This is a genomic window from Alloiococcus otitis ATCC 51267, assembly GCF_000315445.1.
GTDB lineage: Bacteria > Bacillota > Bacilli > Lactobacillales > Carnobacteriaceae_A > Alloiococcus > Alloiococcus otitis.
The window spans coordinates 51333-65486 of sequence record NZ_JH992961.1; the positions used below are offsets into that span (position 1 = coordinate 51333).

Consider the following 14154-nt stretch of genomic DNA (forward strand, 5'->3'; position numbering starts at 1 on the left):
AAAGTTTTTGAGCTGTCTGATGAAGCAAGTGAATGGGGATTATCGTTTTATCCCTACCAAAGAAGCCAAGCAGAAATTCAAACGCAGATTGAGAAAGCTGACCAGTCGTAAACGGCCAGGTACTTTTAAAAAGATAATGACTGAAATTAATCGAGTCACCCGCGGTTGGATTAATTACTTTGGTTTAGGCTTCATTAAAAGCTTTATCAAAGAAGTTGAGCAATGGTTAAATCACCGTATCAGACAGCTGATTCTTAAACGGTGGAAACGTCCACGAACTATTATATCAAAGTTGGAACAATATGGACTGGACTTAGATTCAGCCAAACGGATTGCGTATTCACGCAAAAAGTACTGGCGACTGTCATGCACACATGAATTTCATCGTGCAATAACAACAGAAAGACTCAGCAAGTGGGGCTTAGTTCCACTAAGCACTATCGCTGAGTCTGCTTACGCAAGATATTGAACCGCCGTGTACGGAACCGTACGCACGGTGGTGTGAGAGGTCGACTAGCCAATTAATGGCTAGTCTCCTACTCGATTTTAGTCAGTCACGGCAGGTAAAAACTGAAGGTTTTTGGGGGATTGTGTCAGACTTATGGCTCCGTCTTCATTCAGATAGACACAATCTTCAATTCGGACTCCAACCTGGCCAGGGATATAGATGCCTGGTTCAATCGAAAAGGCCATTCCTGCCTGCAAGTTACTAGTATTCGATGAACTAATACTTGGGGACTCATGGGCGGTTTGGCCGATGCCATGACCCAATCGGTGGATGAAGTACTGGCCATAGCCGGCTTGGTCGATTACTTGCCGGGCCAACTTGTCTAAGTCGCCAGCTGTCATGCCTGGTTTTGCCGCTTCCATGGCAGTTTCTTGAGCCTTTAAGACTGTTTGGTAGACTGCCTTGTCTTGGTCATCTAAGTCTTCAGGCTCTCCAAAGAAGACGGTCCGAGACATGTCACTGGCATAACCCTGGTAGAGAACGCCTAGGTCGAAGAGGACAAATTCACCTGCCTGGAGTTTCCGACTACCTGGCACGCCGTGAGGGCTACCAGCATGGTCACCAAACAAGACCATGGTTGGGAAACTCATTTTAGACACCCCTAATTTTTTCATTTCGTAGTCAATTTTGGCTACCACTTCAACCTCGCTGATCCCTACTTTTAAGGCATTTAAGCCTACTTGTAGGGCCTTGTCAGCTAAGTCTCCCGCTTCAAGCAAGCGGTCTTTTTCTTCCTTGCTTTTGATTAATTTCAAGCCATCCAACAAACTACCGATGTCAATAAATTCACTGTCCCTTAAGATTCCACTTAAGGCCTTGTACTTGTCTAGGGTGAGCTGGCTGTCTTCTACTCCCACCCGGTTGGGGCTGTCAAATTGGCTGAGCAGGTCTTTTTGGATAACCTGCCAGGGGTCTTCTTCATCTTTATAAGATAAGACCGGGCAGGAGACCTGGTCTTTTGCATCCTGGGCATCCAGGTAGGGAGCAAATAAGATATGCTTGGTCGGCGAAACAAATAAGGCCAAGATTCTTTCCATGGGTTCGCTAGCATAGCCAGTGAAATAATCGATGAGTTGAGGCCGGGTGATGAGGGCAAGGTCAATGTCCTGGTCTTTTAACTGAGCTTGTAACTTATCTAAACTTGTCATATTGAACCAACTTCCTAAAGCATGTTACTACTAGTTTAGCACAAGTCTAAACTTATACCATAATGATATAAGCTGACAATAACTTGTGAGCGATTTCTGAAAACTTTTCATAAAATATGTGTTACTATTGAAATAGCTAGATTTCTTTGCTACATTATGAATGAAAACATTTTCAGATATAATAAAAAATAAAATGAATGGAGTTTTTTAAATGGATCGACAAACAGTTACAATTTATGATGTAGCCAGGGAGGCTGGTGTTTCCATGGCTACAGTCTCACGGGTGGTCAACGGCAATCCCAATGTCAAACCTTCCACCCGCAAAAAAGTTGAAGAAGTCATTAAACAGCTGAATTACCAACCCAACGCTGTAGCAAGAGGTTTGGCTAGTAAGAAAACAACCACTGTTGGGGTTATTATTCCAGATGTTACCAACCTTTATTACTCTTCCTTGGCTCGGGGGATCGATGATGTTGCTTCCATCTACAAGTACAATATTATCCTAACCAATACCGATGAGAACTTGGAAAAAGAAATCCTTGTCTTAAAAGATTTGTTGACCAAGCAGGTAGATGGTGTTATTTATATGGGTCACCATATTTCAGATGAATTACATGCCCAATTAGAAAGTGTGCCAACCCCTTTGGTCTTAGCTGGGTCAATTGACCAAAAAGGGATCCTTCCCAGTGTAAATATTGACTACGGTGCAGCCATGAAAGATAGCTTGGACATTTTATTTGAAAATGGCAATGAAAAAATAGGCTTTGTTTACCGGTCCGTCGACGAAGAAATTGACTCCCAGGTCCGGTACGGGGCCTATAAGGAAGCCCACCAAGATCATGGTCTCCCAGTGGATGATAATTTAGTCTTTACTTCATCAAATTCATATAAAGACGGTCAAAATATTTATGACCAGCTTATATCCAATGGGGCGACCGCTGCCATTTTCTCAGATGATGAAGCAGCTGTTGGTTTCTTAAATGCTGCTCATGACAATGGCTTGCAGGTCCCAGAAAAATTTGAAATTATTGTCTCCAATAATTCCAAACTTGTTAATATGACCCGGCCCCAGCTCAGTACTGTCCTTCAACCCTTATATGACATCGGGGCAGTTTCTATGCGCTTGCTGACCAAGATGATGAACAATGATGAAGTTGAGGATAAGGAAATTGTCCTCCCCCACACCATTAAAAAATGGGGCACTACCAAATAGTTAGCCATCCTAATAAAAAGCTAAAAAGATGACTTGCGTGAAACAAGTCATCTTTTTAGTATGTTTATCTTGCTAAAATAAAAGAGACGGTAGTGGGTTGACCACTGACCGCCTCTTTTTATTATTCTTCGTCGTCCTCATCTTGGTCGTCATTGCCACCAATGATGGAATCGATAAAGTTTCGTAAGGTGCTTTCGATAGAAGAGGCGTCATCGTCCTGGTCGTTGCCAGCATTTTCTTCTTCACCTGCTTGGTCTTGACCATCTTCCTGGTCGTCATCAGTGTCTTCCTGTCCATCGCTGCCACCCGAGGAAGAGCCACTTGATGAGCCGTTTGTGTTACTGGAAGAACCGCGGGTGTTTCGATTGGCCCGACCACTCCAGAAATTATCCAATTCGGAGGAAGTCGCTTGGACGGTGAAGTCATAAACAGTTGTCCCAGGAACATTCTCAGCATCAAACAAGGCTTCAGTCGTAGGCCCGCCGAGGTTGACTACTTTACCATCTGGCAATTCAACCCGACCAGTTTTCATACCGGTTTGGGTCGAGATGGTTTCAGTGGTTAATTTATCTTCTGGCATGTAGAATTCCTCGCCCAAACCAATGAGGTCGGCATTAGTTTGGTAGATAGTGTTGAGCAGGTTGGCCCATAGACGTCGAGTCCGGACACTTGGGTGGACCCCATAGTCATATTCTACTGAAATATTTTGGTTGTCATAACCTAACCAAGTACCAAGGGAAACGTTTGGAGTAGAGCCAACAAACCATACGTCCTTGTATTCACTAGAAGTTCCCGACTTGGAGAGGAGGTCGGCATCGAATTGTAGGTTGCCAGGAATTTCACTACCAGTCCCGATATCAGAGTGGGTAACTCCTCTCAGCATGTCAACGAGTAGGTAGTTGCTGGCTTCGGACCAAACCCGGCTTGGTTCATTATTTTCGCTTGTTTCATAAAGCACGTTACCATTGGCATCCTCGATTCGGTCGATAACGTGGGGTGGGTTAAAAACTCCATTGTTTGCCAAGGCGGCATAAGCAGCTGTTAGTTCGGTAACAGTAGGTCCATGGGTGACCCCACCTAAAGCTAGGGATGGGTTGTTGAATTCGTCGCTACTGATGGCGTCTTGGCCTAAGCCTAGGCGACGGACGTATTGTTCCACATCGATGTCGTTTTCTAAAAGTTCCATAAAGACTCTAGAGGCTGGAATATTTTGCGATTTTGGTAGCCAGTCCTCAGCAGGACGCCATTGGTTGGTTGTTTCTCCGTAGTTGGAAATAGCGTGGGTTCCGCCACCACTTGGAACTGAGAAAGGAGTGTCTGGGATAACGGTTTGCGGGGTAATAATGTGTTCAGCCAAGGCCGGACCATAAGCCACGAGGGGTTTTAGGGTTGACCCGGATGACCGTCTAGAATCAAAGGGAATATTGTAATTAGAGTAGTCATAATCCCGTCCACCGACGAAGGCTAGGACCCGGCCCGTCTCGTTTTCAATGACAGTAGCCCCTAATTGGATCGGAAAGCTTTCGGTTACGGTTTCGCCGTCGGAATTGGTGTAGGTGATGGTTTTCTCACTACCTAAGCTATCGATTTGGGCTTGGGCAGCCTGGTTAATGGCGGTGTGGAGGTCTTTGTCAATAGTTGTATAAATCTTGATCCCCTGAGACCGCATCATGGTGTCGGCCTGGTTATAAATTTCTTCAGCTAGTTCATTATCTTCCTGGACCTCTTCAGGACTGTAGTCACTGGTTTCAATAATCTGGTTGATGATAATATCCCGGGCTTCTTTTTCGGCCAAATCATAAACATAAAACTGGCGTTCAGACCCGTCTTCATCTTCTTGTCGTGGGATGAAGTCTGGTTCTAAGTCATAGTCTCTAGCTTCTTCAAATTCTTCTAAAGTGATGTAGTCTTCCCGGTACATGTTAAACAAGACGATATCCTTCCGGGCTAAACCACGGGAGAGGTCTTCTTTGATAGACCCATCTTGGTTGTAAGGGGAGTAGGCGATGGGGCTTTGCGGTAAGCCAGCAATAAAGGCAGCTTGGGGCAGGTTGAGTTCGTCTGGTTGAATGCCAAAGATCCCTTCAGTTGCTTCTTGGATACCGGCAATATTTTGCCCCCGGTTATTCCGTCCAAAAGGGGACACATTAATGTAAGCTTCTAATATTTGCTCTTTGTCCATGAAGTTTTCAAGTCGGAGGGCCAAAAGAATCTCGTTAACCTTCCGCTTGTGGGTGGCTTCATTAGAGAGGAGCTGTTGCTTGATGACTTGTTGGGTGAGGGTAGAGCCCCCAGTCTGGCTTTCACTACCGGTAAATTCTTGTAACATAGCCCGGACAATCGCCTTCGGTACGATTCCTTCGTGTTCCAAGAAGTATTCATCTTCAACTGCTACCAAGGCATCGATAAACTCTGGTGAGACCTTGTCAATGGTGGTTGGGGTTCGGACTAGGTCAGACCGCAATTCACTAATCAGGCTACCGTCTGCATAATGGGCTGTTGAGGTGATCGAGTACTGGGTTACTTCCTCAGCCATGACTTCCTGGGAGGGGATATCCCCATCCACTAGGGAAGCAAAGTAGCCAGCAGCCAAACCGCCAGCTAGGGCCCCAGCTACGACAAATAAGAAAATAAAAACACCTAGTAAGCTTTTCATTACTCTGGCAAAAATATCAAAATAATAGTATATGTTCTCTAGCCAGTTTCGGAGGGTATGCTTCCAATTATTTGACTTCATATTTAACTCCTTAAGGGTATTAACTTACAGTTTGATTCAGTTTATTATAGCAAAGCTAGGGGCAAAATAAAAGCATTCTTACTAGGAATTAAGGGGGATAGGTAAAGGAAAAACTAGGGTTTTATGGACCCTAGTTTTAAAGTAGTTTTATTGCTTAATTGGCGTATTCAGGAAGGGATTCGCCAATCGCCTCCAGCCGGTCTTGGACCTCTTCCTTGCTCAGGTTGTGCTCTTTCACATAGCGGTTTTCAGGGTGGATACGGCATTCATGACTGCAACCGCGGAGGTATTTGTGCTCGTTTTCTTCTGACATGAGGATTTGTTTGTTGCAGTAGGGGTTAGCACAGTTGACGTAACGCTCACAAGGAGTGCCGTCAAACCAGTCGCGACCGATGACTGTTTTTTCTTTTTTGTTAATATCGACGCTGATTCGCTCGTCGAAGACATACATCTTGCCATCCCAGTATTCTCCCTGGGTTTCCTCATCGGTGGCATAGTTGTGGATCCCACCATTGAGTTGGCCAACATCTTCGAAGCCTTCCTTGAGCATCCAACCACTTAATTTTTCACACCGGATGCCCCCTGTACAGTAGACAACCACTCTTTTTTCCATGAATTTATCTTTATTTTCCCGGATCCAGTCGGGTAGTTCACGGAAGTTGCGGATGTCCGGTCTGACTGCTCCTCTAAAGTGGCCCAAGTCATACTCGTAATCGTTTCTGGCATCTAAAACGACTGTGTTCTCATCGAAGAGGGCATCCCGGAATTCACTTGGCTCCAAGTGCTTACCGGTAGTTTGATTGGGGTCGACATCCTCGTCACCTAGATGAAGGGAGACAATTTCTGGACGAGTTCGCACATGCATTTTTTTAAAAGCATGTTGGTCAGCTTCATCAATCTTGAAAGGCATTTGGCTAAAGCGAGGGTCTTGGTGCATGCGGTTCATGTATTCGTCTGTGTCTTTTTTCTTACCAGAAAGGGTTCCATTTAAGCCTTCTTTTGAGACTAAAATCCGCCCTTTCAGGTTCAATTCATCACACATTTTTTTATGGTCTTTGCAAAATTGTTCAGGGTCATCGATGGTTACATATTGGTAGTATAGTAACACTCTGTAGTCTTTCATCTTTCTTCCTCCATTATCTTATAGTGCAAATATAAGTTATGAACACACGAATTATAAACTAGTTGTTGGTAATATTCAAATATCAACTTTTAAGTTAAAAGGCAAATCCTACATCAAAACAAAAGCCGTTGTCATAAAGCTAGAAATTATTTTATAGAATAGAAAAGAGATTGTAATATAGCTGAAACATATTAATATTTTTTAATGCTATACTTTTAGGTGTATTCACTCTTTTGAAGAAGCCGGTGACGTATGGGAGGATTAAGCGATGAAGAAGAAGTTTATCAGGACATCTATTACCAGTTCTTTAATTTTTGCCCAATTGCTAACAAGTCAGGTCGCTTTGGCAAGTGATTATGACAGTGAAATAGCCAATGCCCAAGAAGCCCAAAGTCAAGTGGAAGCCCTGGACAGTCGTTTGAGTCAAGTCACTTCCTCTAGTAAGTCAACTCAGGACCAATTAAGAGACCTAGAGGCTGCCATTGCTGATAACGAAGCTAAATTAGCCCAAGCTAGTGGGGAATTAGAGTCCAGTCAAGGTGACTACCAAGCTTTACTTGACGAGATTGACACACTGGAAGCAAACATTGAAAAAAGAGCAGACCGTCTCAAGGACCAGGCAAGAGCTGTTCAAACTAACGGTCAAATATCTCAATACATAGACTTTATTATCCAATCTGAGTCCTTAACCGATGCCTTTGCCCGGTTAGACCTTGTCGTTAACTTGTTTAAGTCTAACCAGTCGATTATCAAAGACCAGGTGAAAGACAAGGAAGCTTTGGAAGCCATTAAAGAAGAAACAGGCCAAAGTATTTTGCACCAGGCAGACTTGGTTGATAGCCTAGAGGTTACCAGTCAAGACTTGGAACAACAGCGCCTTGACCAAGAAGTTTTGTTGGCTCAATTAGCTGCTGAACAAGCCCAATTGGCATCTGAACGAGACCAGTTTATTGCCCAAAGAGACCAGGCCCAGGCCCAAGCTGACCGCCTCTTTGCCCAAAGTCAAGAGATTGCTCTAGCCCAAGAAGTAGCCCAGGACCAAATTGAAGTCAGTGAAGAAGCTAATGACGTTGATTTAGTTGAAGAAACCCGTCAAGCATTGGATCAAGCTGAAATCGTAGAAGAAGACGACCTTGACCCTCAAGAGGGGGAAGAGGAACAGACTCAACAAGAGCTTGACCCAGAAGTTGCAGAAGAAGTTATTGAAGAAGGTCAAGTCGAAGCGAGCCCTGGACAAGATTCAGAAGATGAAGCTGGGATAGAAGAGGCTAGCAATCAAGAGATTCCGGTTGAAGAAGAAGAAAGAGAAGATCAAGCAACCAGCCAGGACCAAGTCAGTTCAGAAAGTCAGGATCAAGTTAGTCAAGGCCAAACAAGTTCAGAAGGTCAAAACCAACCTGGCCAAGAACAAGCTCAAGGAGAGGAGACTAGCCAGGAGGAAACTAGTCAGCAAGCTAGCAATTCTCAAGCAAGACCTGCTAGTCAACCGGCTCCTAGCCAAGACCAGTCTTCCTCTACCAACCAAACTAACCAATCAGCAACTAATAATAATTCTAGCCAGTCTAACCAAACTAACCGTAACAACCGCAGTCAAACGAGCCAAGCTTCTAGCAGTAATAATTCACGCCAAGATAGCCAAACTGCTAGAAACGACAATTCAAATCAAGTTAACCAAAGACAAGCTAAAAAACCAGCCCAGCCACAAGCTAAACCACAAACTCAGTCGGTTGGCCAACCATCTCTATCCTGGTCAAGTATCCAGAGCACGGCCAATAGCTACCTAGGCACCCCTTACCGTTGGGGTGGATCTTCAAGATCTGGCCTTGACTGTTCTGGTTTTACTCAATTGGTCTACAGCCAACACGGTATTTCCCTTCCACGGAACTCCCGGGCCCAGTATGCAGCAACCAAACGTGTATCCAACCCTGCCCCTGGTGACTTAATCTTCTTTGGAAACGGAGGTCGGGTAACCCACGTAGGAATTTATGCTGGTGGCGGCCAATTTATTGGTTCTCAAACTTCAACGGGTGTGGCCTATGCCAATGCCCACACTGGCTACTGGGGAGCACGTTTCATTGGTTACGGCCGGGTTAACTAAATCCAAAGCCGTACTTATCCTAACAATCTAATCTCCATGTTAAACCAAGCAGAAAAAAGCGACCCATCCATGTGATTGGATGGGTCGCTTTTGTGGTTCTACAACATTTGACCTAGGTGAAGGACTCACCAGGGACACTTTTTTAGCTTCTTAAACTCGACTCAATTGTCTAAGTTACATACGAAATTAAAGCAGAACATTTGTTATTCTCAAACTTTGGCTCAAGTTTGAGAATTATTCCGGTTTTTCTCAAATAACTTAAGTTGTTTGAGAATTTTTCGATGTTTTTCTCAAACAACATATGTTATACGAGAATTTCAATGTTTTTTTCTCAAATAACATATACTATACGAGAATCTGAGCGTTTTTTAAAAAACAATTGTTATTATTCACTTACCTCTCTCCAAGCTCTGGCAGCCCCATTTCCCACATAAGAAAAACAGCTAGCGCGGTTAGGCTAGCTGCTTAAAAGTAATTTTGGTCATTTAGGATACTCAGAAAATACAGTTCAGGACTGGCTTACAAGTATGCCTCTGTAAGGTTTAGGAATTCATCAATATCTTGCTTGACTAGGTCAATGGCTGATTGCCAGAAGTCTGGTTCTTCTAAGTCATAGCCTAAATGTTTTTGAACCAGGTCTTCACTGGTCATGCAGGCTGTATCTTTGAGCAAGTCAATATAACGGTCTTCAAATTGGTCGCCTGCTTCTTTGGCTTGGGCGTAAATTCCCATACTAAATAAGAAGCCAAAGGTATAAGGGAAGTTGTAAAAGGCTTGGTCTGTCATGTAAAAGTGGAGCTTGCTGGCCCAGAAGCTAGGGTGGTAGACCGATAAGGCGTCCCCAAAGGCCTGCTTTTGGGCTTCCACCATCAATTCATTAGCCCGATCTGGAGAGACTAAGCCAGTCTTCCGTTCAGCATAGAAAGACTTCTCGAAAATAAAACGGGACTGGATGTTCATAAACATAACAGCTGCCCGGGAAATCTTGCTGTCTAAAAGGGAAATTTTTTCTTCTATAGAATTCGCATTTTGAATGGTAGCATCTGATACCACCATTTCAGCAAAAGTAGAAGCAGTTTCGGCGACATTCATAGCATATTCCTGGTTCAAGTAGGCTTGGTCCCGTAAAACATAGGAGTGGAAGGCATGTCCGAGCTCGTGGGCAAGGGTGGAGACATTGTCGGGACTGCCAGAGAAGGTCATAAAGATTCTAGACTCTTTGGACTCTGGAAGGTCCGAACAGTAACCACCTGGCCGTTTACTAGCCCGGTCTTCAGCTTCGATCCAAGCACCGTCGAAGGCTTTTTGGGCCAGGTCTTTCATTTGCGGGCTGACCTGGGCAAAGTCGTCCATAATAAATTCTGCTGCTTGGTCAAAGCTATAAGTTGCGGGTTTAAATTCTCCAACAGTTAAGGGGGCTTCTAAATCAGCCCAGCCTAACTGGTCTAGACCTTGCAGTTGGGCCTTGCGTTCCATGTATTTGATCACATGGTCTTTATTTTGATTGATGGTCTTCCACATGGTATCCAGGCTTTTTTGATTCAAGCGGTTATTTTCTAAGGCAGGTTTGAGGAAGTCCTCTTCCCCGTGCAAGGCTTGGTTAGCCAGGTTAAAGCCCACGATATGGTTGAGGGTGGTTGCAAAGAGGCTTGCCTTGTCTTGCCAAGCTTGCTCCCAGGCCTTTAAGATTTCTGACCTTTTGCTAGGGTCTTCCTGGCTGGTTAACTTGTTTTGGGCTTGGGCGGCTGAGTAATAATTGACCTTCCCCTCTTCTTCGATAGGTACTTTGACCTGGGCTACTAGGTCATTGTACATGGACTCCCATCCTTGGTAGCCATCTGGACTTAGTTGGCTAATAATTTTTTCCTGGTCAGGACTGAGTAACTTATTAGCATCACGGCGGATTTCATTTAAACGAAAGGCAAGGTCTTTGAAAGGGTCTTCTTCTAGCAAGTTTTGCCAATCGTCTTCATTAATTTCTTGTATTTTTTTGCTTAAAAGGGTGAGGGTTTGACTAAAGTCATGTTCCAGCAGGCTAACCTGGTTTAGATTGTTTAGGGATACGGTGTCATTCACATCAGCTGACAAGTGAGCGTTGGCAAAGGTCCCTGACTGGTTCAGTCCCTTGGCAATCTTGGCCCGGTCTGCTAAAATATCAATAAATTGGTCCTGGTCGACCTGGTCATGGTCTGTTTGCCAAGCTTCAATTTTTTCCTTAAAGCTAGTGATCTGGTCTTTCACCAAGTCTAATTTTTCATGGAGGGCAGGGGAGTTTGGCCCGCCTTCAAATACCGATTCTAAGTTCCAAGTGTCTTGATAAACCATACTAATCCTCCTCGTAATACTGTATCCCTAGTTTACACTATCTGGGCCGGCTTGACTATTTTGACCTCTGTTTAGAGTAGGCGATTTTCCCACCAAAGCAGTGAGAGAATTCCCTAAAGTAACCAGAAAACTTTATTCTAAGGTCATAATTTGGTATAATCTTGTAGTCAGTACCATATCGAGATTATAAAATAGGAAGTGATTTTTGTGGCAGGACACTCGAAGTGGAATAATATCAAGCAGCGTAAAGGTGCTCAAGATAAGAAAAGAAGTAAGCAATTCCAGAAATACTCTAAAGAGATCTACAAGGCAGCAAAAGATGGTGGCCCTGATCCCGAAATGAACGCTTCACTGCGGATGGCTATTGACAAGGCCAAGTCAGGTAATATGCCTAACGACAACATTGACCGGGCCATTAAGCGGGCAACCGACCCCAATGAAGGGGCTAACTATGATGAAGTATCTTATGAAGGCTATGGTCCTAATGGGGTAGGTATTTATGTTGAAACCCTAACCGATAACACCAACCGGACAGCAACCAATGTCCGAGTTGCCTTTGACCGCAATGGGGGCAACCTAGGTGAGAAGGGGTCTGTTTCTTACATGTTCGAGCGGAAAGGCTATATTGTCGTGGAACGCGATGGCTTGGATCTTGACGAAGATGACATGCTCCTTGCCGTAATCGAAGCTGGTGGGGAAGACATGGAAGCATCAGATGATGTCTTTGAAATTTATACCCAGGCCAGTGACTTCACTGATGTCGTTGACGAACTGGAAAAAGACTTCACCTTGGCCCACAAGGAATTGACCATGGTGCCAAACATTAAGGTCAGCCTATCTGAAGAAGATGAAAACAAGTTAAACAACCTAGTGGATGCCTTAGAAGATGACGACGATGTCAATGAAGTCTACACCAATGCGGAATAATGATAGTAAGCAACCCAGTTAGGAAATTCCTAGCTGGGTTGTTCATAGATACATGACAAACTAGTGCTTGGATGGAGATTTTAACCACAATAAAAGGATGTCAGGACTTCAAATCCTGGCACCTTTTTTGACTCTCAAACTTTACTAGACAACTTGGACTAGTTACAGCCCCTTATCTTCTTTTAAGCCCAGACCTCATCTGCAATGTCTTTGACCAAGCGAAGTTTATTCCATTGGTCTTCTAAGCTTAACTTGTTGCCATGCTCGGTTGAAGCAAAACCGCACTGAGGGGACAAGCTGAGCCGGTCTAGGGGAATATATTCAGCAGCTTGGTGGATCCGGTCAATGATTTGGTCTTTATCTTCCAGTTCAGGACGTTTGGAAGTGATCAGCCCCAAGACAACCTCTTTGTCCCCGCTAATTTTTTGCAAGGGCTCAAAGCCTCCAGACCGGTCGTCATCAAACTCGAGGAAGTAACTGTTGACATTTTCTTCCTTAAAGAGGAACTCAGCTACCCGGTCGTAGGGGCCACTGGCTGAGTAGGTAGACTGGAAGTTTCCGCGGCAGACATGGGTATTGATGACCAAGTCTTCTGGTCGGTCAGCGATCACCCGGTTGTTGGTATCCACAAAAACTTGTTTTAACTCTTCAATGCCAGCCTGGTCAGTTCCGAAGTGTTCAGGTGCTTTGTCATCAACCAGCCGGCCCCAAGAGACATCATCGAATTGTAAGTAACGGAGGCCAGAATCATAGGCCTTTTGGATAAATTGCCGGTAAAGGGAAACGATATCGTCTGCTAATTCATCCCGGCTATTGTAAAATTTAGCCGTATTCTCCCTTTCTTCAGGGCTGATAAATTGTTTGAGAAATTGTGCCGGTGCTGGGACAGTCAGTTTTGCGGTATGGTTTTCATCTTCAAATTGTTGGACAAAGGCTAAGTGGTCCAAGAAGGGGTGGTTTTCATTGAAGGAGAGCCTGTCGACTAGGAAGGTGTCATCCAGTTCGGCTACGATACCTGAAAACTGTATCCCAGTATTAGTCGGCTTGTGGTCAACCCCATGGAAGCCCCACATAAAGTCTAGGTGCCAGGTGTCTCTTCTAAATTCCCCATCCGTAATGAATTCATAGCCTAATTCTTTAAGCTTGTTAATTAATTTTTCAATTTCCTGGTCCTCAACCTGCTTCAGGGCTGGTCGGTCTATCTTCCCTTCTTTATAGTCTTGCCGGGCCTTTACTAATTGTTCGGGTCTTAAAAAACTTCCAACAAAATCGTGTTTTCCGGTAAACTTGTGACTCATGTTAATTCCCCCTATGAATGAATTCTTACAAAAAAGCAACACATTAACAAAATTGGTCCGGTCTCAAGTAGGACTCCCGATACTTCAAGCCTTTGGCAAGCTTGTTCAAAACTAGTCACCCCATCAGACTTTTTTGCCTGAAAGCATTAGATCCAATCACCAGGACAAGGAAAAACGGGACCAGTAGCTATTGATTTTTAGGACCTGAAATAGACCACCCCTTGGCAATCCTTTCGCTCAGTAAGAATGATTGCCTGGTCTAATGACCCAGGACCTATCCTAACCTCCTTTATTTTAGGTCAAACAAAAAGATCCCGCCCTATCAAAGGACGAGATCTCTCGCGTTACCACCTATATTTTTATCAATCTCACGATTAATAACTCTGTGAGTACCATCATACTCGCTCTCTATAACGGGAGAACCCGAACCCATCTCAATCTCGATGCGGTCAACTCGAAGACCATTTTCAATAGGCTTTTCCTTAACTGCTTCCACCAGCTACAGTCTCTCTGTGAAGGCTCCACCTATTTACTTTTCTTGTCAATGCTTTTTAATATAACTATAGTATATCTAATTTTATTTATTTGTCAAGAATTATTCATGATAAAAATTTATGTTTTAAAAAGTCTAGCTTATTGTAAGTAAAGCTTCTTGATATTAAATTGGTTAGAATAATGGCTATTAAAATTGCAATAAGATATCAAAAAGATTCATTTTATTTTTATGATTCACAAAAATAATTCTGAGTCTTTTTTGCGTATTATTAACCAGGAGCA

Annotated in this window: 9 protein-coding genes and 1 other annotated feature; of the genes, 4 read left to right on the forward strand and 5 right to left on the reverse strand. The window is 43.9% G+C overall.

The annotated features are described in order from the left end of the window. Window positions 1-469, forward strand: a 469-nt coding sequence (locus HMPREF9698_RS07115; RefSeq protein ID WP_003778781.1) for a group II intron maturase-specific domain-containing protein, incomplete at its 5' end; no start/stop codon positions are given. 77 nt (window positions 470-546) lie between these two features. On the opposite strand, the gene HMPREF9698_RS07120 is transcribed toward HMPREF9698_RS07115, so the two are convergent. Next, complete coding sequence (locus tag HMPREF9698_RS07120; protein WP_003778782.1) at window positions 547-1656, reverse strand: M24 family metallopeptidase; 1110 nt, start codon at window positions 1654-1656, stop codon at window positions 547-549. 211 nt (window positions 1657-1867) lie between these two features. Between HMPREF9698_RS07120 and ccpA the strand changes: the two genes are divergently transcribed. Beyond that, window positions 1868-2869: a catabolite control protein A gene (gene ccpA / locus HMPREF9698_RS07125; RefSeq protein WP_003778784.1), complete on the forward strand. Its 1002-nt coding sequence runs from the start codon at window positions 1868-1870 to the stop codon at window positions 2867-2869. 121 nt (window positions 2870-2990) lie between these two features. Here the strand turns inward: ccpA and HMPREF9698_RS07130 are convergent, their stop codons facing one another. Further along, window positions 2991-5606 (reverse strand): transglycosylase domain-containing protein, encoded by a 2616-nt coding sequence (locus tag HMPREF9698_RS07130; protein ID WP_003778786.1) that lies wholly within the window; start codon window positions 5604-5606, stop codon window positions 2991-2993. Between the two features lie 154 nt (window positions 5607-5760). Next, the gene (trhO, locus tag HMPREF9698_RS07135) at window positions 5761-6729 is read right to left on the reverse strand and encodes an oxygen-dependent tRNA uridine(34) hydroxylase TrhO (protein WP_003778788.1); all 969 of its coding nucleotides are present in this window, start codon (window positions 6727-6729) and stop codon (window positions 5761-5763) included. A 268-nt stretch (window positions 6730-6997) separates the two neighbouring features. Between trhO and HMPREF9698_RS07140 the strand changes: the two genes are divergently transcribed. Beyond that, on the forward strand, window positions 6998-8827 hold the full coding sequence (locus HMPREF9698_RS07140; protein WP_003778789.1) for an NlpC/P60 family protein: 1830 nt from the start codon (window positions 6998-7000) through the stop codon (window positions 8825-8827). Between the two features lie 519 nt (window positions 8828-9346). Here HMPREF9698_RS07140 and HMPREF9698_RS07145 read toward each other — a convergent pair. After that, window positions 9347-11152, reverse strand: coding sequence for a M3 family oligoendopeptidase (locus HMPREF9698_RS07145; RefSeq protein ID WP_003778790.1), 1806 nt, complete (start codon window positions 11150-11152; stop codon window positions 9347-9349). Between the two features lie 207 nt (window positions 11153-11359). Here HMPREF9698_RS07145 and HMPREF9698_RS07150 point away from each other — a divergent pair, with 207 nt between their 5' ends. Next, a complete protein-coding gene (locus HMPREF9698_RS07150) occupies window positions 11360-12079 on the forward strand; it encodes a YebC/PmpR family DNA-binding transcriptional regulator (RefSeq protein ID WP_003778791.1) in 720 nt (239 codons plus the stop codon). Between the two features lie 182 nt (window positions 12080-12261). Here the strand turns inward: HMPREF9698_RS07150 and HMPREF9698_RS07155 are convergent, their stop codons facing one another. Next, window positions 12262-13377, reverse strand: a complete 1116-nt coding sequence (locus tag HMPREF9698_RS07155; RefSeq protein WP_003778792.1) for a 5-methyltetrahydropteroyltriglutamate--homocysteine S-methyltransferase — start codon at window positions 13375-13377, stop codon at window positions 12262-12264. A gap of 322 nt (window positions 13378-13699) precedes the next feature. After that, window positions 13700-13931, reverse strand: a binding site (T-box leader). Window positions 13932-14154 lie beyond the last annotated feature (223 nt).

Excerpts from the sequence above, each read along its gene's own strand:
- HMPREF9698_RS07120 (WP_003778782.1), bottom strand. The coding sequence starts at position 1,656 with ATGACAAGTTTAGATAAGTTACAAGCTCAGTTAAAAGACCAGGACATT.
- ccpA (WP_003778784.1), top strand. The coding sequence starts at position 1,868 with ATGGATCGACAAACAGTTACAATTTATGATGTAGCCAGGGAGGCTGGT.
- HMPREF9698_RS07130 (WP_003778786.1), bottom strand. The coding sequence starts at position 5,606 with ATGAAGTCAAATAATTGGAAGCATACCCTCCGAAACTGGCTAGAGAAC.
- HMPREF9698_RS07155 (WP_003778792.1), bottom strand. The coding sequence starts at position 13,377 with ATGAGTCACAAGTTTACCGGAAAACACGATTTTGTTGGAAGTTTTTTA.
- trhO (WP_003778788.1), bottom strand. The coding sequence starts at position 6,729 with ATGAAAGACTACAGAGTGTTACTATACTACCAATATGTAACCATCGAT.
- HMPREF9698_RS07140 (WP_003778789.1), top strand. The coding sequence starts at position 6,998 with ATGAAGAAGAAGTTTATCAGGACATCTATTACCAGTTCTTTAATTTTT.
- HMPREF9698_RS07145 (WP_003778790.1), bottom strand. The coding sequence starts at position 11,152 with ATGGTTTATCAAGACACTTGGAACTTAGAATCGGTATTTGAAGGCGGG.